The 19,464-nt window shown below is 70.2% G+C and carries 17 protein-coding genes, 1 tRNA gene and 1 pseudogene; 13 read left to right on the top strand and 6 right to left on the bottom strand.

Annotation, left to right across the window (positions count from 1 at the left end; translation table 11 throughout):
* Position 1: 1 nt before the first annotated feature.
* The 4 genes from eccE (at position 2) to LV457_RS12265 (ending at position 5,788) form a co-directional block, all read left to right on the top strand.
* Entirely contained in the window at positions 2-1,708 is a 1,707-nt protein-coding gene (gene eccE / locus LV457_RS12250; protein ID WP_232171438.1) for a type VII secretion protein EccE, read from the top strand.
* A complete protein-coding gene (locus LV457_RS12255; protein WP_232171439.1) occupies positions 1,705-3,456 on the top strand; it encodes an AAA family ATPase in 1,752 nt (583 codons plus the stop codon). Before eccE ends, LV457_RS12255 begins: the two co-directional genes overlap by 4 nt.
* 63 nt (positions 3,457-3,519) lie before the next feature.
* Positions 3,520-5,331, top strand: a complete 1,812-nt coding sequence (locus LV457_RS12260) for a bifunctional diguanylate cyclase/phosphodiesterase (RefSeq protein ID WP_232171440.1) — start codon at positions 3,520-3,522, stop codon at positions 5,329-5,331.
* Positions 5,324-5,788 (top strand): SRPBCC family protein, encoded by a 465-nt coding sequence (locus tag LV457_RS12265; protein ID WP_232171441.1) that lies wholly within the window; start codon positions 5,324-5,326, stop codon positions 5,786-5,788. The genes LV457_RS12260 and LV457_RS12265 overlap by 8 nt, the downstream gene beginning before the upstream one ends.
* Here LV457_RS12265 and LV457_RS12270 read toward each other — a convergent pair.
* Entirely contained in the window at positions 5,757-6,857 is a 1,101-nt protein-coding gene (locus LV457_RS12270) for a phosphotransferase family protein (RefSeq protein WP_232171442.1), read from the bottom strand. The genes LV457_RS12265 and LV457_RS12270 overlap by 32 nt on opposite strands.
* Before the next feature lie 271 nt (positions 6,858-7,128).
* Here LV457_RS12270 and pyrE point away from each other — a divergent pair, with 271 nt between their 5' ends.
* Positions 7,129-7,707, top strand: coding sequence for an orotate phosphoribosyltransferase (gene pyrE / locus LV457_RS12275; RefSeq protein ID WP_232171443.1), 579 nt, complete (start codon positions 7,129-7,131; stop codon positions 7,705-7,707).
* Between the two features lie 218 nt (positions 7,708-7,925).
* Positions 7,926-8,258, top strand: a complete 333-nt coding sequence (locus LV457_RS12285; RefSeq protein WP_232171444.1) for a GNAT family N-acetyltransferase — start codon at positions 7,926-7,928, stop codon at positions 8,256-8,258.
* A gap of 4 nt (positions 8,259-8,262) precedes the next feature.
* On the opposite strand, the gene LV457_RS12290 is transcribed toward LV457_RS12285, so the two are convergent.
* The 4 genes from LV457_RS12290 to LV457_RS12305 form a co-directional block, all read right to left on the bottom strand.
* Positions 8,263-8,685, bottom strand: coding sequence for a thiol-disulfide oxidoreductase DCC family protein (locus LV457_RS12290; RefSeq protein ID WP_232171445.1), 423 nt, complete (start codon positions 8,683-8,685; stop codon positions 8,263-8,265).
* Entirely contained in the window at positions 8,682-9,533 is an 852-nt protein-coding gene (locus LV457_RS12295) for an SDR family oxidoreductase (RefSeq protein ID WP_232171446.1), read from the bottom strand. Before LV457_RS12295 ends, LV457_RS12290 begins: the two co-directional genes overlap by 4 nt.
* A 138-nt stretch (positions 9,534-9,671) precedes the next feature.
* Positions 9,672-11,111: a serine/threonine-protein kinase gene (locus LV457_RS20130; protein ID WP_305071244.1), complete on the bottom strand. Its 1,440-nt coding sequence runs from the start codon at positions 11,109-11,111 to the stop codon at positions 9,672-9,674.
* A 36-nt stretch (positions 11,112-11,147) separates the two neighbouring features.
* Positions 11,148-11,294, bottom strand: coding sequence for a hypothetical protein (locus tag LV457_RS12305; protein ID WP_232171447.1), 147 nt, complete (start codon positions 11,292-11,294; stop codon positions 11,148-11,150).
* A gap of 216 nt (positions 11,295-11,510) precedes the next feature.
* On the opposite strand from LV457_RS12305, the pseudogene LV457_RS12310 reads away from it, so the two are divergent.
* Positions 11,511-11,819, top strand: a pseudogene (locus LV457_RS12310) (DUF1778 domain-containing protein); the annotation flags it as partial.
* Positions 11,816-12,334, top strand: a complete 519-nt coding sequence (locus tag LV457_RS12315; RefSeq protein WP_232171448.1) for a GNAT family N-acetyltransferase — start codon at positions 11,816-11,818, stop codon at positions 12,332-12,334. The pseudogene LV457_RS12310 and the gene LV457_RS12315, both read left to right, overlap by 4 nt.
* 389 nt (positions 12,335-12,723) lie before the next feature.
* On the opposite strand, the gene LV457_RS12320 is transcribed toward LV457_RS12315, so the two are convergent.
* Positions 12,724-12,806: transfer RNA gene (locus tag LV457_RS12320), tRNA-Leu, on the bottom strand.
* A 245-nt stretch (positions 12,807-13,051) separates the two neighbouring features.
* Between LV457_RS12320 and LV457_RS12325 the strand changes: the two genes are divergently transcribed.
* The 5 genes from LV457_RS12325 (at position 13,052) to pbpA (ending at position 19,458) form a co-directional block, all read left to right on the top strand.
* The gene (locus LV457_RS12325) at positions 13,052-14,428 is read left to right on the top strand and encodes a DUF3662 and FHA domain-containing protein (RefSeq protein ID WP_232171449.1); all 1,377 of its coding nucleotides are present in this window, start codon (positions 13,052-13,054) and stop codon (positions 14,426-14,428) included.
* A gap of 122 nt (positions 14,429-14,550) precedes the next feature.
* Complete coding sequence (locus LV457_RS12330) at positions 14,551-15,015, top strand: FHA domain-containing protein (RefSeq protein ID WP_232171450.1); 465 nt, start codon at positions 14,551-14,553, stop codon at positions 15,013-15,015.
* Positions 15,016-15,089: 74 nt separating this feature from the next.
* The gene (locus LV457_RS12335) at positions 15,090-16,568 is read left to right on the top strand and encodes a PP2C family serine/threonine-protein phosphatase (protein WP_232171451.1); all 1,479 of its coding nucleotides are present in this window, start codon (positions 15,090-15,092) and stop codon (positions 16,566-16,568) included.
* Positions 16,565-17,983 carry an FtsW/RodA/SpoVE family cell cycle protein gene (locus LV457_RS12340; protein ID WP_232171452.1) on the top strand — a complete coding sequence of 473 codons (1,419 nt, stop codon included), beginning with the start codon at positions 16,565-16,567 and terminating at the stop codon, positions 17,981-17,983. Before LV457_RS12335 ends, LV457_RS12340 begins: the two co-directional genes overlap by 4 nt.
* Positions 17,980-19,458 (top strand): D,D-transpeptidase PbpA, encoded by a 1,479-nt coding sequence (gene pbpA, locus LV457_RS12345; protein ID WP_232171453.1) that lies wholly within the window; start codon positions 17,980-17,982, stop codon positions 19,456-19,458. Before LV457_RS12340 ends, pbpA begins: the two co-directional genes overlap by 4 nt.
* Positions 19,459-19,464 lie beyond the last annotated feature (6 nt).

Raw genomic sequence — 19,464 nt, forward strand, 5'->3', positions numbered from 1 at the left:
CGTGAAGGCCCGGCCGGTGGAGTTCGCCGCTCCCGTCGGCGCCGTCATCGCCGTCGAGGTACTCGTGCTGGTGGCGGCGTTGGCGCTGGCGCCGGCGGACGTCAGTTGGTATCCGCTGATCGCGGTGGCGCTGGTGGCGGTGCTGCTGCTGTTCCTGCGAGTGCATCGCCGCACCCCGCTCGGCTGGCTCGCCGCGGTCTGGCGTTGGCGCCGGCGCCGGGGCCGCCTGCCCGTCACGGTGGCCGCGGCACTGGACATCCCGCACGGCAGCGCACTCTGCGGCGTCCGGACGGTCGACGGCGAGGCGATCACCATGATCGCGGTGGCCGGTCAGCCGTACGCGGCGACGGCGCTCACCGGTTCGGCGAACGCACTGACCACCAACCTGCTGCCGATGGACGTCCTCGCCGACTCGCTCGACCAGCCCGGCGGCGTCCGGCTGGCCGGAATCGACGTCGTGTCGAGCGGGGTGCGGGTGCGACGGGGCACCGGCTACCCGCCGCTGTACTCGACGCTGCTCGCCGACCGGCCCGCCGCCGGCCAGCGGACCACCCGGCTGATCGTGCGGCTCGACACGTCGGAGTCGCTCGGCGGCCTGGTGTACCGCACGTCGGTGGGCGCGACGGCCGCGGCCGCCACCGAGCGCATCGTGAACGCGCTGCTGCAGCGCGGAGTGCGGGCCCGCCCGCTCACCGCCAAGGAGCTCGACACCGCGCTCACCGAGTTGGGGGCCGGCATGGTCGCCGTGGCCGCGGCGGGCACCGGCGACGGCGGCGAGGCGGCCGCCGGCGACGAGATCGGGCAGGCCGGCTGGGTGGGCATGCGGCCACCGCCACCGCCGCCGCCGCGGGAGCGCTGGCACACCATCGCCGCCCACCCCGGCTACCTGACCACCTACTGGTTCTCCCCCGAGGACATCACCACGACCGCGCTCAACCAGCTGTGGGCGCTGCGCTCCGACGAGGTGGTCGTCACCGTCGCGATGCGCAAGGACCGCAGCCCCGTCGACGACCGGGTCAAGGTGGCGGCGTTGGTCCGGCTCAACGATCCGCAGCCGCCGTCGAACCCGCCGAACCTGTACCTCAACACGCTGCCCGGCGACCAGCAGCCCGCCGCGGTCCGCTGCCTGCCCGCCGAGCGCTCCTACACCCGGTTGCCCGAACGGCCGCTCGATGACGTCGGACTCGACATTCCGGTGGGTCCGTCGGGCGTCATGGTCGGCACGACGGCAACCGGCGACCTGCTGCTGCTGCCGCTCACCGATCCGGAGCAGGCGACCCGCATCCACCTGCGGACCGGCACCGCCTACACCCGCCAGCTGCTCATCCGGGCGGCCGCGGTGGGTGAGCGGATCGCGGTGTACACCGACAACCCGCGGCAGTGGGCCGGCCTCGCGCAGCCATTGATCGCCATCGTCGACCGGCACCATCCGCCCGAGTTCGTGCCCACGATCCTGGTGAGTGACCGCCGCGGCGGACCCCCGCCCGCCGGGCTGGCGTCGACCGTCATCACCCTCGGCGAGGCCGACCGGATGAGCGCGCCCGACATCGCGTTCGTCCAGACGTCGCCGTCGACGGTGCGCATCACCACCGCCGCGTTCACCACCGATGTCAACATCGCGACGTTCAAGGCCGAGCAGCCGTTCCTCGGCGAGATCGAGCCGCCCCGCTCGCCGCGGTACGCGCCGGCGAGGGGAGCGCTGCGATGACGTCGCCGACCGACCAGCGACGGGCCTTCGACGCCGCCGTCGAGCGCTACAAGGCCGGCGACACCGCCGGCGCGCTGGCCGGCTTCCGGGCGATCACCGCCGCCCAGCCGTCGATGTCCGACGCCTGGCTCGGGCGCCTGGCGTGCGGCGACACCGGGCTCGACGTGATCGCCGCGGCGCACGAGAACTCCCGGTCGCTGTACCGCGAGACCCGCCGGATCGGGCTCGTCGACGGCGACCTGCACGCGCGCGTCGACGCTCCGATGTACGTGACGCTGCCCGTGTGGTCGCGGGCCACGGTGGCGCTGGGGTACGCCGCGGCGCTCATCCGTGAGCAGCGGTTCCCGGCCGCCGCGGCGGTGCTGGCCGATCCGGTGGTCACCGCGGACCCGATGGCCGCGCAGTGGTGCCAGTTCCTGACCGCGGCCCTGTACCACCTGTCGCACCGCTGGCCGGACGTGCTGTCGGCGACGGCGACGTCCCCACCGGCCCACGCCACGCACGTCATCGACGACCTGACGGCGGCCGTCAACACCCTCGGCGCCTCGGCGGCCGCCACGCTCGGACAGTTCCAGACCGGCCTGGACCGCGCCGAACGGGTGCGCACCGCCAACCAGTACATCGCCGCCGACGCCGCGCTGACCCGCGGCTGGTGTCTGCGCGAGCTCGGCCAGGAGGACGCGGCCCGCGCCGCCTTCGAGCAGGCGACCGCCAACGGCGTGCTGCTCGACGCCGCGCGGGAAGCGCTCGCCAACCCCGGCTACCGGCTGGTGGTGACCGACGAGGAGACCATCGCGAGCCGCACCGACCCGTGGGACCGCAGCACGGAGACCAGCCGGGAGGCGCGGGCGGCGGCCGACCTCGCCTCGCAGCAGGAAGCGGTGCTGGCGGCGGCGCAGACCAAGCTCGACGAGCTCATCGGGCTGTCCGGCCCCAAGGAGCAGATCACGGTGTGGCGCACCGAGATCCAGATCGACCAGATCCTCGCGGCCCGCGGCGAGGAGACGTCGACCACCAACGAGAACCACATGGTGCTCGAGGGGCCGCCGGGCACCGCGAAGACGTCCTTCGCCCGCATCGCCGCCGAGTTCCTGTTCGGGCTGGGCAAGATCGAGCGGCCCGACGTGCTGGAGGTCACCGAGGAGGACCTCGTCGTCGGGTACATCTCGCAGACGGCGGCGCGGATGCGGGAGGTGTGCGAGCAGGCGCTGGGCGGCGTGCTGTTCATCGACGAGGCGTACCGGCTGGCCCCCGAGCAGGAGGGCCACTCCTTCGGCAAGGACGCGATCAACACGCTGCTGAAGTACATGGAGGACTTCCGGGACCGGTTCGTGGTGATCGTCGCCGGCTATCCGAAGGAGATGCGGCGGTTCATGCAGGCGAACCCGGGCCTGGCGTCGCGGTTCCACCTGACGCTGACGTTCTCCAGCTACACGCCCGACGAGATCGTGCAGATCGGGCAGTTGATCGCCCGCAAGGAGAAGATCGCGATCACCGACGCGGCCTGGCCGCTGCTGCGCGCCGAAGCCGCGAGGCTGCGCGACACCCCGCTCGAGCACGGCACCGCACTGGACACCGCCGGCAACGGCCGCTTCGCCCGCAAGGTCGTCATCCACTGCAAGCACGAGCGGGCGCGGCGGTTGTCCACCATGCCCCCGCACCTGCTGGCGCAGGCACCCGCCGAAGACCTGCTGATCAACGCCGACGACATGCGGCGCGCGATCGGCGCCGCGCTCGCACAGAACTGACGATCGCAAAGAGTTTGGCAGGTTCGGCCACCACGTCGATCTTTGCTCGGATAGCATTCCGCCGTGAGGTGGCTGCGTGCCGGATGGGCGGCGTATCAGCGTGCGCGGTTGTGGCCGGGCATCGCGACGCCGGAGTTGACCGCGCGGGCCGCCGGCACCCTCCTGCTGATCGGCAGTCCACTGGTGGCCGCGATCGCCACCCTGGCGCCGACATCCTTCGACTCCGTCGGTGTCGAGTACGGCAACGCGGCGGTCGGCGTCACGCTCGGCGTCTGCACGTTGCTGTGGGGCCGCCGCCTGAGCTTCTGGCAGTTCCAGATCCTGACGCTGATCGCGACGGTGCAGGTCTCCGTTGCGGTGTACGAGGCGTCGACCGCGTTCGGTGCGGTCTCCATGGCCACGTTGTACGTGTTCATCGCCTGCGCCGGGTTCTTCGTGCCCTGGCCCGCTGCCGTGGTGCACGTCGGCCTGGCGGTGCTCTGCTGCCTGCTGACGTTGGCCCAGACGTCGGCCGCGCCGTGGTGGGCGGGCCTCATCGCGGCCGGGACGACGGCCGCCATCGGCAGCCTCATCGCGTTCCTCAGCCGATTGGTGGTGCGCGGCGAGATCGACCCGCTCACGGGGCTGCCGAACCGGCAGGGCTTCGACCGCCTGCTGGACATGGCCCTCAACCGCTCGCATCCCCACGGCCCGCAACCGGCGCTGGTGCTGATCTGCATCGACGAGTGCGGTGCCATGCGACGGCAGCTGGGTTACCGGGCCGCCGACGACCTGCTGCAAACGGTGATCGCCCGCTGGCGGGAGGTGCTGGCGCCCGAAGATGTGCTGGCCCGACTGGCCGAGGACGAGTTCGCGGTGCTGCTGCCACAGGCCAGCGAAACCGAGGCCGTGGCGCTGAGTCACCGCCTGCGCGCCGCGGCGGGACGCGACTGCGCGGCCGGCGTGACCGGCTGGCAGCCCGGCGAGTCGGCGGCGACCCTGCTGAGCCGCGCCGACATCGCGTTGCGGCGCGCCAAGCGCGGTGGCCGCAACCGGACCATGCTGGAGTCCTCGCGATTGACACCGCTGGCCGTCGAACTGCGTGACGCGCTGGACGCGGACGCGATCGACGTGCGGTATCAGCCCGTCGTCCGGCTCGCCGACCCGGAGACGGTGATCGCGGTGGAGGCGCTGGTGCGCTGGGTACCCGACTCCCGGCCATCCCTGACCTGCGCCGATGTCATCGAGGCCGCCGAGAACGCGAACCTCATCGCGGCGCTTGATCGCTACGTGCTGCGCCGTGCCTGCCTCGACGCGCGCTGGATGCAGGCGCAGGTTTCGGACCGGCCACTCCTGCTGGCGGTGAACGTCTCGGGCCTCGAGCTGACGGAGGCGGGCTACGCCGACCGGGTTCGCGAGATCCTCGAGGAAACCGGTTGGCCCGCCGACCAACTGGTGCTCGAGGTCACCGAGAGCGTGCTGGACGCCGACACGCCGGCGGCCACGTCCGCGCTGCACGAGGTGCGACGCCACGGCGTGCGCATCGCGATCGACGACTTCGGCAGCGGGTACTCCTCGCTGAGTCGGCTGCACACCATTCCCACCGATTACCTCAAGCTGGACGCGGCGTTCACCGCATCGCTCGGGCAGCCGCGGTCCTCGGCGCCGCTGCTGCGGGCGGTCGCCGCGCTGGCCGACGCGCTGAACCTGCCCGTCGTGGTCGAGGGCGTGGAGACCGCGGAGCAGGCGGCCGCCCTGGAGCGGATGGGGTTCGCGATGGCACAGGGTTTCCACTTCGGTGCCGCGCAGGCCCGCCACGAAGTGGTCGCCGCGGTGGCGGCGCGCTCGACTGCGCCGGTAGCGCCGGCCGGCCCGGTACGGTCACGGCATGCGTGACTCCGTGACCGTCCACATGGCCGCTGCCCCCGACCGCATCTGGGCGTTGATCAGCGACGTCACCCGGATCGGCGAATTCAGTCCCGAAACCTTCGAGGGCCGCTGGTCGAAGGGCAGCGACGGGCCGGCCGTCGGCGCCCGATTCCAAGGTCACGTCAAGCGGAACGGGAGGGGTCCGGTCTACTGGACCAACTGCCGCGTCACCGCGTGCGAGCCGGGCCGCGAATTCGGCTTCGACGTCGTCGGCCCGGACGACAAGGCCATCAACTCGTGGCACTACCGGCTGGAGCCCACCGACGGCGGAACCGCCGTCACCGAATCCTTTGCGCTCGCCGACCGCCCGCTGCTGCGGATCTACTGGGCGCTGCTGGGGTGGGCGCGGGGACGCACCAACCGCAACGGCATGCGGCAGACGCTCGAGCGCATCAAGGCGGTGGTGGAGGCGCCGACTCCCTGACGAGTTCGACGGTGCCGAGTTCGCGGATCGCGGTGCACGACCGGCGCAGCATCGTCAGCACCATGTCGTCGCCGCGTTCGGTCGCCGCCGAGAACGCGAACCCCAGCGTCGTGATGAGCGGCGCCTGCAGCATGCCCAACCGGTAGTCGCGCCAACATGTTTCGGCGCCGTAGTCGGTCACGCCGTGGTCACGCAGCGCGTCGTGGTAGGCGGCGACGAGGTCCCGTTCGGCGCGGGCGCGGTCGGCGGGCTGCAGACTCGTCGCGGTGAAGTACGCGAGGTCGCGCGCGGGCAGCCCGACCGCGAGCGTCTGCCAGTCGACGACGGTGACGCGGGTCCGGTCCGGGTCGAACAGCAGGTTGTCGAGGCGGTAGTCGCCGTGCAGGACGCTGTAGCGGCCGGGTTCGAGCAGCAGCCAGGGCGTGATCAGCGAGGTCGCGGCGTCGAGCGTCTCGCGGTCGGCGGCGCTCACCGCCCCGCCGAGCCGCTCGAGCGTGATGTCGGTGGCCATCCGGGCGATGTCGCCGAGGCCGCGGGCGGTGTCCTCGTCGGGGTGGCCCATGACGAGCCCGGGGAACGTCAGCCACGCCGGGTCGCACCAGCGCGGCCCGTGCAGGCCGGCGAGCGCGGTGACCGCCAGCCGGGCCTCGGCGGGGGTGCAGCCCGCGAGCTGATCGCCCTGCTCGGCCGGCGCCAGGTCGGCCAGGACGAGCGCGAATTGCGCGCCGTCGTCGGCGATCTCGCAGTGGTAGCAGTGCGGCATCGGCAGGCTGACCGTGTCCGCGATCTGCGTGTAGAACGTGTACTCCGAGCGGTACCCCAGCGCGACGCGGGCGCGGACCTCCGGATCCTGCGACGGCAGTTTGACCACGAAGCTGGCGGGCAGTCCGCCGGACCCGGCGGCGTAGCGGACGCTCGCCCGGTACGTCGCGCCGGTCTGTCCGGTGCCTACCGGTGTGACGTCCACGCCGGCGATCTCGACGCGGCGATCGGCGGTGCTGAGCACCCCGCCCAGCCATTCGGCCGTCACGTCCGACGGATCGCCGGGAATCGTGGACGCGGCGGTCATCGGCGGCACCTCACGGCGAGATTAGAACACGTTCCAGTCCGACGCCGGGGGCGGTATCGAGCAGTACGCCTCCACAAGTGCCGAGCTACTCGATGCGAGCGCTTGCCAGCTATTGCGTGTTGGTGCAAACCGCTCGATTTCGCGCGCACTAGTATCGGCACTATGATTGGGGCTCGTTCCACGAGACCGACAGGCTGCAGGACCGACGGCGAATCAGTCGAAGTATCCGAGCTCACCCTTCGGGGTGCATCGCCGATCAGAGAAGAGTGCAATGCCCGATCCTAGCGTGCGATCCGACTCATGGCAGGCGGCCTTCGAGCTAGTGAAGAACCGCGGCTACGAGCGGCGTGATGAGCCCTTCGCTCTCGCAAGCGGCCAGTTGAGCCACGACTACATCGACGGCAAGTATGCAGTGGACCATGGCGACAATCTTGTCCTGGTGGCTCGCGCAGTCGTCGAGCTAGCTGCGGACCACGAGATTGCGTTCGAAGCGGTCGGCGGACTAACCATGGGCGCCGATCCATTGGCCATAGCCGTGTCCATCGTTGGACACAAGCGCTGGTTCTCGGTCCGCAAGGCAAGGAAGGAGCGCGGCCGTAACCAATGGATCGAAGGAACTCGATTTGAGCAGGGAACGAAGGTCCTCCTGGTTGACGACGTGGTTAGCACTGGCGGTTCGATACTCGACGCGTTCGATCATGCGGAGGCGGACGGAGCGACGGTAGTCGGCGTGATCCCGATGGTTGATCGTGGCGATGCGGCGACCAAGCTCTTCGCCAATAAAGGGGTGCCCTACGTACCGCTCATCACTTATCAGGATCTCGCCATCGAACCTGTCGGTCAGGTCTAAGCACCTTCTACTCATCCAAGTCCTCCATACCAAGCGCGCCCATAGGCAATCGTCGAGGCCGGCGCGGTGGTGTCGGGAGTCATCCCGATGGTGGACCGCGGCGATGCGGCGACCGAGCTGTTCACCGGCCTGGGTGTGCCGTACGTCCCGCTGATCGATTACCGGGATGTGGGTATTGCACCGGTGAGCGCACAGCCCCCGTCGGCGAAAGGACCGCGATGACGACAGACAAGACAGGTGCCGCCACCACGGTCAGCCCCGAGCCCGACCGTTTCACGATCGCCGTCGAAGGCAAGACGGTCGGCCTCGCCGAATACGCCGACCGGGACCAGCAGCGGATCTTCACCCATACCAAGGTCGACGAGGAGTACGAAGGCCGCGGGCTGGCGACCATCCTGATCGGTGAGGCGCTGGAGGCCACCCGGGACGCCGGTATGCGCATCGTGCCGATGTGCGCGGCCGTCGCCAGCTACGTCGACAAGCACCCGGAGTACAGCGACTACGTCGACCCGCCCGGCGAGGACATCACCACATGGCTGCGGTCGCGCTGACGCGTCAGCCCACGTCGAGGAACCGGCTGCGGACCTCGGGAGCCGGCAGCGGGCAGGTGTCGTAGCGGCCGAAGATGCGGTAGCGGACGGCGGCGAACCGGTCGTAGAGGACATCGCGGATCGGCCGCGGCACCAGTTTGAGGATCAGCGCCGCACGCCACGGGCCGCCGAGGTACTCGAGCACCTTGAGCGCACCGGTGGAGCGAATGCTGACGGATTCGGCTGCGGTGCCCGGGTTTTCGACGAAGACGACGGAGTCGACGCCCTGCAGCTCGGGATGGCGGTCGAGGATTCCTCGCGCCGCGTCGCTGTCGAGGGCGGCGAAGCGCAACGTGCCGTGCTTGTCGAGCTTGAGGATGGTACGGACGGTCTCGTTGCAGAACCCGCAGACGCCGTCGTAGAGCAGGACGGGCGCGGCGGTCGTCATCGCTTCCCCGCGGCGAGGCGTCGCAGACCCCACATCGCCAGACCGGGTGCCCAACCGGGGGCCAACCGGACCAGCGCGTCGAGTGCGATCGCGTCGCGTCCGACCAGGATCCGGCTGCGGCCGGCTTCGACACCGTCGACGATGATCGCCGCAGCCCGCGTCGCGGGCATCCGCAGCAGCTTCTCGTTGTACGTCCTGGCTCGCGCCAGGTCCTTCTCCGTCGGCGTCTCGCCACGCTCTTCGCCGCTGGCCAGCGCCGCGTTGGCGATGTTGGTCGCGACACCGCCGGGATGCACGACGCTCACCTGCACCGGGTGGCCCTCCGCCAGCATGTCGCACCGCAGCGCTTCGGTGAAACCGCGGACGCCGTACTTTGCGGTGCAGTACGCCGACATCTCCGGCTGCGCGAGGTACCCGTTCAGGCTCGACAGGTTCACCACATGGCCGTCGCCGGAGGCGATGAGATGCGGCAGGAACTCCTTGGTGCCGTAGATGACGCCCCACAGGTTGATGCCGAGCAGCCGCTCGTACCGCGCGTATTCGCCGTCGGTCACGGAGAAGGAGTCGGCGATGCCGGCGTTGTTGTAGATCTGGTGGACGACGCCGAAGTGGGTAGCCACGTCGTCGGCGTACCGGCTGACGGCTTCGCGGTCGGCGACGTCGAGCCGGGCGGCGTGCACCTCGGCGCTCTGCTGCTTGACCGCGTCCACGGTCTCGCCGAGGCTGGCTTCGTTGACGTCGCTGAGGGCCAGCCGAGCGCCGCGGTTCGCGAGCTCGACCGCCAGCGCGCGCCCGATACCCGAGCCTGCGCCGGTGACCACAGCGACCTTGCCGGAAACCTTGCTCATGAGTGCACCTCCATCTAGGTGCCGGCGGAAGCCAGCACAACCGCGATCGACGCGGCCAGTCCGCCAAGCATGAACGCCAGGGTCGCCGCGATCAACGTGACGGTGCCGGGCGACGCGCCACTGCCGGTACGGCGGCGGCTACGCCGGACCGATCCGCGCGGATCCGGTGATCTTCAGCGTCCCGTTCACCTGCGCCGTGCTGAGCCAGCGTTTCTCGGATTGCCGGGAGCCGTTACGCAGCACGTAGGTCAGTTGCGCCACCACGCTGGTGGCATCCCGCGGCGTGACCGAATCCAGCTCGACAGCCTGGATCGTCGCCCAGAATTCGCGGTAGTTCTGCTCGCCGGTCTGCTGCTGATATCCGGGGTCGAGCCGCTGCCAGGCCTCGTCCGGGCGGTCCGGCAGGTCGGCGTAGTACGCGGTGACGAGCTCGCGCATCGCGTCGAAGCCCGATGCCGACTGCGAAGCCGAGGCCGAGGCCGATGTGGAAGGCGTTGCCACTGAGGTGTTCGCCCCCGACGATTGCCGCCACGGATGCGTCAGCAGCACCGCGACGATCAGCAGCAGGGCAATCGCCGCGCCGACGATGATCGGCCACCGCGCCGACGGCTGGTGCGTCGGTGGCTGGTGCGTAGGCGGCTGGTGCGTCGGGCGGACCGTTGGCCGGTGCGTCGGCGGCTGGTGGGGCGGCGGCTGGTAGGTCGGCTGCTGATGGACCGGCGGGGTCGGCAGCACCGCGGTCGGCGGCTTCTGCGCGGGTGGCCGCGCCAGCGCCCGCGCGAAGTCCTCGCACCGCCGGAAGCGGCCCGCCGGATCCTTCGCCATCGCGGTGGCGAACACCTGGTCGAGCGCGGCGAGGTCCGGCCGGCGCGCGCTCAGCCGCGGCACGGGCGCCGTCGTGTGCTTCGTCGCGACGACGACGGCGTTGGGGTCGTCGTAGGGCGGTGCGCCGGTGAGCAGGTGATAGGTGGTGACGGCCAGCGCGTATTGGTCGGCCCGGCCATCCATCCGCCGGCCGGCCAGCTGTTCCGGGGCGGCGTAGGTGACGGTGCCGACCGCCATGTTGGTTCGCGTCAGGTCACGGGTGCCGTCGAGGGGCCGGGCGATGCCGAAGTCGGCGAGCAGCACCCGCCGGCGCTGCTGCGTGATGAGGATGTTGCCGGGTTTGACGTCGCGGTGCAGCAGGCCGGTGTCGTGGGCGTAGTCCAGCGCGTCGGCGACCGCGGACACGATCTCCAAGACGTCGTCGAGCGGCATGCCGCCGGGGCTGGCGTGCGCCAACTGGCCCGCGTCGGTGCCGTCGATGTAATCCATCGAGATCCACAGCTGACCGTTGAACTCGCCGCGGTCGTGGACGCCGACGATGTGCGGATGGAAGAGCATCGCGGCCATGTCGGCCTCGCGGCTGAACCGGGCGCGGTAGTCGGGATCAGCGGATAGCTGCGGCGGCAGGACCTTCAACGCGTCGTGGCGGGGCAATCGCGGATGGCGGGCGAGATACACCTCGCCCATGCCGCCAGAGCCGAGCAGCCGCACGATCCGATAGCCGGCGAACAGCTCGCCGTTGGTCAACGGCATGCAGCGATGTTATCGGGGAGAGGACGGGCCGGATCGTCAGGCAGCGGGCTCGAGGTTGCCCGAAACCAGCTCTGCGTCCTCCATCATCGGTGCGCAGACCGCGCAGATGTGCGTGCCGAGCGTCGGATATCCACACGCCGAACAGATCGCCATGCGCTTCGTACCTGCGCCTTCGAGCACCATCGCGGTTCCTTTCGCTCCATCGGTCCTGTACCCGGGTTGCGACGGACTCAAGCGCGTCACGCTCAGGAAACGCTCAGATTTCGCCGGCTTCGGGGCCATCTCGGCAGCCCTCGTCGTCGGTGGCTGTGAGGAGTTCTTCGGGGTGGTGGAGGTGGTTGGTGCGGGGTGGGCTGTGTGCGACGCGCATCGTCGCTGTTCAGAGGCGTGGTCAACACCGCGTTGCATTGTGTGCCTGATCGGCCCACAATGGAGGGCATGGCTAGGAAGACGGAGCGGTTCGCGGTGCGCCTGACTGCTGAGCAGGACGCGCTGATTCGTCGTGCCGCCGAAGTGGAGGGAACCGATCTGACCAACTTCACGGTGACCGCGACGCTGGCTCATGCCCGCGACGTGCTCGCCGATCGCCGGCTGTTCATGCTCGACGCCCCGGCCTGGTCGGAGTTCTTGTCGGTACTGGACCGCCCGGTGTCGCACAAGCCGCGGCTGGAGAAGCTGTTCGCGGAGCCCTCCATCTTCGACGAGTGAGCGGTTACAGCGCGCCGCGGCCGATCGGCGAGCACGATGTGGTCGCCGAGTTCGACAGCGGCGAGCCCAGCCTGGACGAGTACCTGCGGGGACGAGCCCTGGCCAACCACGTCGAGGGCGCCTCCCGGTGTTTCGTGACGTGCCGCGACGGCCGCGTGGTCGGGTTCTACGCGTTGGCGTCAGCGGCGGTGGAGCGCGCCGGCACACCGGGACGGGTGCGGCGCAACATGCCCGATCCGGTGCCGGTGATCCTGTTGGCGCGGCTGGCGATCGACCGCAAGGAGCAGGGCCAGGGCCTGGGTGCTGCGCTACTGCGCGATGCGATCACCCGTGCAGTGGCAGCCGCGGAGATCATCGGCGTGCGGGCACTGCTGGTGCACGCCCTGCACGAGCAGGCACGGGAGTTCTACGCCCACTTCGACTTCGAGCCCTCACCGACCGACCCGCTGCACCTGCTGCTGTTGATCAAAGACGCCCGCGCCGTACTCGACCCGCCGCATGAGGTGACCCGCTGATGCCCGACACGGACAGTGAACCGGGCGACCGGCGGTGGCGGTCATGGGAGACGCTGCAGAGGATCTTCGATGACATGGACCAGTTCCGGCGGTCACCGGAAGGCCAGCGGCTCCAGGCCGAGAGGGAGGGCGAGGTCGACAGGCACCTGCCCGGACAGGTTCTTCGACCTGCGAATTCTTCGACCTGCGAAACGAGACGCATGCAGCGCCGGCCTCGGACACGTTCCCTGTTGCCGCTCTGAAGGCAGTCGTTTCAAGGGATCCGCGGACGTCGGTCCCCGCCCACTGCGAGTCCCACCGAACGGGGTGCCACCCATTCAATACATAAAGGTCACGAACCATTTCTGATTCGTGACCTCTGTGCAGCGATTCGAAGGAACCGCTCGCTGTGGGCGAAGGGGGACTTGAACCCCCACGTCCCGAAGGACACTGGCACCTGAAGCCAGCGCGTCTGCCATTCCGCCACTCGCCCGGACGACGATGGACTGTAACACGGCGGCGGGCACCGAAACCAACTCGCTACGAGGCCGTCCGACGGGCCCGTCACCGGTGCCCAACGCCGACCGGATGAGCCCTGACCTGCGGCGTCGTGATTCTCAGAGTTCTCATGGTGCCGCTGGAGGGCCGTTGGCCGATACCATGCAGTGAACAATTTGCACAGTAGGACACACCGGCAACATCGCAGGCGGTGACGACGAGCAAGGGCAGGCGGTGAGAATGAGCTTCGTCAAGCGGATCGAACGCAAGCTCGAGGCCTCCGTCGGTGACGCCGCTGCCCGCATGTTCGGCGGCACCATCGTTCCGCAGGAAGTCGAGTCGGCGCTACAACGTGAGGCCGACGACGGTGTCCGCACGGTGGGTGGCGGACGTCGGCTTGCGCCGAACGAGTACGTCATCACGCTCGGCCCCACCGACCACCGCAAGGTGACAGCCGATCCGGACATCACGCCGGATACGTTCGCCAAGCACCTGAACGGATACATTCGGGAGCAAGGTTGGCAAACGTATGGTGATGTGGTTGTCAGGTTCGAGCAGTCGGCCGGCCTTCATACCGGCCAGTTTCGGGCGCGCGGTGTGGTCAATCCGGACGCCACGCCTCCCCGACCCACACCCCGCCATCCAGACCACGCGCACAACGCAGAACCAGGAGTAGTACGCATGACCGACAACCCCAGTTACCGCGCCGGCCAGGGACAGGGGCGGCCAGCAGACGACTACTACGACGACCGCTACGGCCGCCCGCAGGACGATCCCCGCGGCGCCGGCCCGGATCCGCGCGCGCCCTACCCGGATCAGGGCGGCTACCCGCCGCCGCCCGCTGAGCCGAACTACCCGCCGCGCGGTGGTTACGACCGGGGCGGCTACCCGGATCAGGGCGGCTACGCCCCGGCCCCGCCGCCCTACGAGCCGCGCCCGCCGGCCGGTTACGGCCAACCCCCCGGCGGCGGCTATGACCAGGGCTATCCGCAGCAGGGCCCCGGCGGCGGCTACGGGCAGCCCGCCGGTCCGCCGGGCGGCTACGGCGACTACGACTACGGCCGCGCACCCGCCGCGCCGGGACGCCACGAGGAGCCGGCCGGTGGCGGCTATCCCGACCAGGGTGGCTACGGCCGCCCCGGCGGCGGCTACGGCGACTACGAGCAGCCGAGCTACCAGCCGCAGTCCTACGGACGCCAGGACTACGCGCAGCCCGACTACGGCCGTTACGACCAGCCGGGCGGCGGCTACGAGCAGGGCGGCGGATACGACTACGGCCAGGGCGGCTATGGCGGTTACGACCAGCCCGCCGGCGGCGGCTACGGCGCGGCGAGCTCGGTGACGCTGCAGCTCGACGACGGCAGCGGCCGCACCTACCAGCTGCGCGAGGGCGCGAACATCATCGGCCGCGGCCAGGATGCGCAGTTCCGGCTGCCCGACACCGGTGTGTCACGCCGCCACCTGGAGATCCGCTGGGACGGCCAGGTCGCCTTGCTGACGGACCTGAACTCCACCAACGGCACCACCGTGAACAACGCCCCGGTGCAGGAGTGGCAGCTGGCCGATGGCGACGTCATCCGACTGGGCCATTCGGAGATCATCGTCCGCGTCCATTGAGGTCGGGGCGGGGGTGAAGCTGCGGGCTTCACCCTCGTTTCGACTGTCGTCCAAGTATCGTGACGTTGCCGAGTGGCCTCGATGTGGCGACGGCATGACCGTGGGACGGAAAGGGACGCCGGATGCAGGGTTTGGTGCTGCAGCTGTCGCGCGTCGGTTTCCTTCTCCTGCTGTGGCTTTTCATCTGGTCGGTGTTGCGGATTCTGCGGACCGACCTCTATGCGCCCACCGGTGCGGTCATGGTGCGGCGCGGTCTTCCGCTGCGCGGCACGCTGCTGCCGTCCCGTAACAGGCGCATCGCGCGCCACCTCGTCGTCACCGAGGGCGCGCTCGCCGGCACCCGGATCACGCTGTCCAGCCAGCCGGTGCTCATCGGCCGCGCCGACGATTCGACGCTCGTGCTCACCGACGACTACGCCTCGACGCGCCACGCGCGGCTGTCTCCTCGCGGCTCCGACTGGTACGTCGAAGACCTAGGATCGACCAACGGCACATATCTCGACAGGGCGAAGGTGACGACGGCGGTACGGGTTCCGATTGGCACGCCGGTACGAATCGGCAAGACGGTCATCGAGCTGCGCCCGTGACGCCGCGCACGCGAGGAGCGAGATGACGCCGCGCACGCGAGGAGCGAGATGACGGCGCGCACGCGAGGAGCGACGTGACTCTCGTCCTGCGCTACGCCGCGCGTAGCGACCGCGGGCTCGTCCGTGCCAACAACGAGGATTCGGTGTATGCCGGCGCCCGGCTGCTGGCGTTGGCCGACGGCATGGGTGGGCACGCGGCCGGTGAGGTGGCGTCGCAACTGGTCATCGCGGCGCTGGCCCACCTCGACGACGACGAGCCCGGTGGCGACCTGCTCCGCAAGCTCGAGGAGGCGGTACGCGAAGGCAACGAGGCCATTGCCGCACAGGTCGAGATGGATCCCGAACTCGACGGCATGGGCACTACGCTCACCGCGATCCTGTTCGCCGGTAACCGCCTCGGCCTGGTGCACATCGGAGACTCCCGGGGCTATTTGATGCGTGACGGCGAGCTCACGCAGATCACCAAGGACGACACCTTCGTCCAGACCCTCGTCGACGAGGGCCGCATCACCGCCGAAGAGGCGCACAGCCATCCGCAGCGGTCGCTGATCATGCGGGCGCTGACCGGCCACGAAGTCGAGCCGACGCTCATCATGCGTGAGGCGCGCGTCGGCGACCGCTATCTGCTGTGCTCCGACGGGCTCTCGGATCCGGTCAGCCACGAGACCATTGCCGAGGCGCTGCGCATCGAGGACGTCAGCGAAAGCGCCGACCGTCTCATCGAATTGGCGTTGCGCGGCGGCGGACCCGACAACGTGACGGTGGTGGTCGCCGATGTGGTCGACTACGACTACGGCCAGACCCGCCCCATCCTCGCCGGGGCCGTGTCCGGTGACGACGGTGAGGTGGCCACCCCCAACACCGCGGCCGGTCGCGCGTCGGCACTGCGACCCCGCCCGGAGGCGCCCAAGCGGGCGGCGGAACCCGAACCGCCACCGAAGAAGTCGCGTTCGCGGCGGCGGATCTTCATGGCGCTCGCGGTCGTCCTGCTGCTGGTGCTCGCCGGGCTCGCGCTGGCGCGCTGGATCATTCGCACCAACTACTACGTGGTCGCCAACAACGGCACGGTGTCGATCATGCGCGGCGTGCAGGGCTCGATCCTCGGCTTTCCGCTGTCCGAACCGCACCTCACCGGCTGCCTCAACAACCGCAACCAGCTCTCGCTGGTGACCCCGGGCACCGAGGACGACGGCGACTGCCAGCCGCTCGGGGTCGACGACCTACGGCCGCCCGAGCGGGCGCAGGTCAACGCGGGACTGCCCGGCGGGTCACTCGACGAGGCGATCAGCCAGATCGACGCGCTGGCAACGTCTTCCGTCCTACCGATCTGCCCGGCGCGGCCTGTCACCCGCACGACGTCGGCGCCTCCCCCGGCATCGTCGCCCACCAGTCGGCCCCCGGCACCATCGTCACCGGCGCCATCAACGGCGCCGTCGCCGTCGCCGTCGCCGTCGGCACCACCCGGGCCGACGCCCACCGGGCCCGCGCCTGGACCGACCACGTTGTCGCCGCCGCCACCGGAACCGGGGACGAACTGCCGGGCGGCGTCATGACGACGCAGCCGCAGTCCCCGGTGACGGTCACGCCGCCGCTGCCCAACCGCCGCAACGCCGAATTGCTGCTGCTCGGCTATGCGGCGGTGATCACGACCGTGGCGCTGCTGATCGTCGAGGTGAACCAGGAGCAGGGGCTCGGTCCGGACCTCCTGCTGTACACCTTCGGCTACCTCGGGCTGTTCGGGGTGGCGCACCTGGCGATCCGCCGCTTCGCGCCCTACGCCGACCCGCTGCTGCTGCCGGTGGTCGCCCTGCTGAACGGTCTCGGCCTGGTCATGATCCACCGGCTCGACCTTCCGGAGGCGGAGCTGACCCCCGGCGTGTCGAGCGGTCCCAGCGCCACCCAGCAGATGCTCTGGACGCTGCTCGGCGTCGTCGCGTTCGTGGTCGTCGTCGTGCTGCTCCGCGATCACCGGGTGCTGGCGCGCTACGGCTACGTGTGCGGGCTCACCGGCCTCGTGCTGCTGGCCATCCCGGCGGTGCTGCCCTCGTCGGTCTCGGAGCAGAACGGCGCCAAGATCTGGATCGAGTTGCCGTTCTTCAGCATTCAGCCGGCGGAGTTCTCGAAGATCCTGCTGCTGGTGTTCTTCGCCGCCGTGCTGGTCGACAAGCGCGACCTGTTCACCAGTGCCGGCAAGCACGTGCTGGGCGCCACGCTGCCGCGCCCGCGCGATCTCGCGCCGCTGCTCGCCGGCTGGATCATCTCGGTCGGCGTGATGGTGTTCGAGAAGGACCTCGGCACCTCGCTGCTGCTGTACGCGTCCTTTCTGGTGCTGCTCTACATCGCCACCGAGCGGATCAGCTGGGTGGTGCTCGGGTTGACGCTCTTCGCCGCGGGAAGCGTTGCGGCATACCGCATCTTCGACCACGTACAGCTGCGGGTGCAGACCTGGCTGGACCCGTTCGCCGACCCCGACGGCGCCGGCTACCAGATGGTGCAGTCGCTGTTCAGCTTCGCCACCGGCGGCATCTTCGGCACCGGGCTCGGCAACGGCCAGCCCGGCACGGTTCCGGCGGCCTCCACCGACTTCATCATCGCAGCGGTCGGCGAGGAGCTCGGTCTGGTCGGCTTCGCCGGCGTGCTGATGCTCTACACGATCGTCATCGTCCGCGGGCTGCGCACGTCGATCGCGGTGCGCGACAGCTTCGGCAAACTGCTGGCCGCGGGGCTGGCGTGCACGCTGGCGATCCAGCTGTTCATCGTCGTCGGCGGTGTCACCAAGCTCATCCCGCTGACGGGGCTGACGACGCCGTGGCTGTCCTACGGCGGCTCCTCGCTGCTCGCCAACTACGTGCTGCTGGCGATCCTGGTGCGGATCTCCCATGCCGCCCGCCAACCGCTCGACACCAAACCGGTCTCACCGCGCACCTCGATCGCGGCGGCCGGCACGGAGGTGATCGAGCGGGTATGAACACCTCGCTGCGCCGTGTGTCGCTCGCCGTGATGGCGCTCATCGTGTTGCTGCTGGCCAACGCGACGCTCACCCAGGTCATCACCGCCGACGGGCTGCGGTCCGATCCGCGCAACCAGCGGGTGCTCCTCGACGAGTACTCGCGGCAGCGCGGCCAGATCTCGGCCGGCGCGGAGCTGATGGCCTACTCCGATGCCACCGACGGGCGCTTCCGGTTCCTGCGGATCTACCCCGAGCCGCAGGTGTACGCCCCCGTCACCGGCTTCTACTCGCTGCGCTACTCCAGCTCCGGGCTGGAGCGGGCCGAGGACACCGTCCTGAACGGATCCGACGAGCGGCTGTTCGGCCAGCGGCTCGCCGACTTCTTCACCGGTCGCGACCCGCGCGGCGGCAACGTCGCCACCACCATCAGCCCGCCGGTGCAGGAGGCGGCGTGGACCGCGCTGTCGACCGGGTGCAGCGGCGGGCCCTGCAAGGGCGCCGTCGTCGCGCTCGAGCCCGACACCGGCAAGATCCTCGCGCTGGTCTCCGCGCCGTCCTACGACCCGAACCTGTTGGCGTCGCACGACACCGAGGACCAGGCGCAAGCGTGGGAGCGGCTGCGCGACGACCCGGACAACCCGCTGCTCAACCGCGCCGTGTCGGAGACCTATCCGCCGGGTTCGACGTTCAAGGTCATCACCACGGCGGCCGCGCTGCAGTCCGGCGTCGACGAGCGCACGCAGCTCACGTCGCAGCCCAGCATCCAGCTCCCGGACAGCACCGCCACGCTCGCCAACTTCGGCAACAACCCCTGCGGCGGCGGCCCCACCGTGTCGCTGCGCGAGGCGTTCGCCCGCTCCTGCAACACCGCGTTCGTCCAGCTCGGCCTGCAGACCGGCAGCGACGCGCTGCGCCAGACGGCCGAGGCGTTCGGCCTCGACACCTCGCCGGCGCCGATCCCGCTGCAGGTCGCCGAATCCACCGTCGGCCCCATCCCCGACGCGGCCGCGTTGGGCATCTCGAGCATCGGCCAGAAGGACGTCGCGCTCACGCCGCTGCAGAACGCGATGGTCGCCGCCGCCGTCGCCAACGACGGGGTGGTCATGGCGCCGTATCTGGTGGAGAGCGTGCGCGGCCCGGACCTGTCCATCCTGTCGACCACCGCCCCGAAACAGCTGCGCCGTGCCGTCTCGCCGGACGTGGCCAGTAAGCTCACGGAGTTGATGATCGGCGCCGAACAGGGCACGCAGCAGAGAGGAGCCATCTCCGGCGTGCAGATCGCCTCCAAGACGGGCACGGCCGAGCACGGAACTGACCCCCGCAACACTCCCCCGCACGCCTGGTACATCGCGTTCGCGCCGGCGCAGGCACCGAAGGTCGCCATCGCCGTGCTCGTGGAGAACGGCGGAGACCGGCTCAACGCCACCGGCGGCGCCGTCGCGGCTCCCATCGGACGGGCCGTCATCGCCGCCGCGCTGCGGGAGCGCTCGTGAGCGACG

The sequence above is a fragment of the Mycobacterium sp. MYCO198283 genome, assembly GCF_021213805.1.
Classification (GTDB): Bacteria; Actinomycetota; Actinomycetes; order Mycobacteriales; family Mycobacteriaceae; genus Mycobacterium.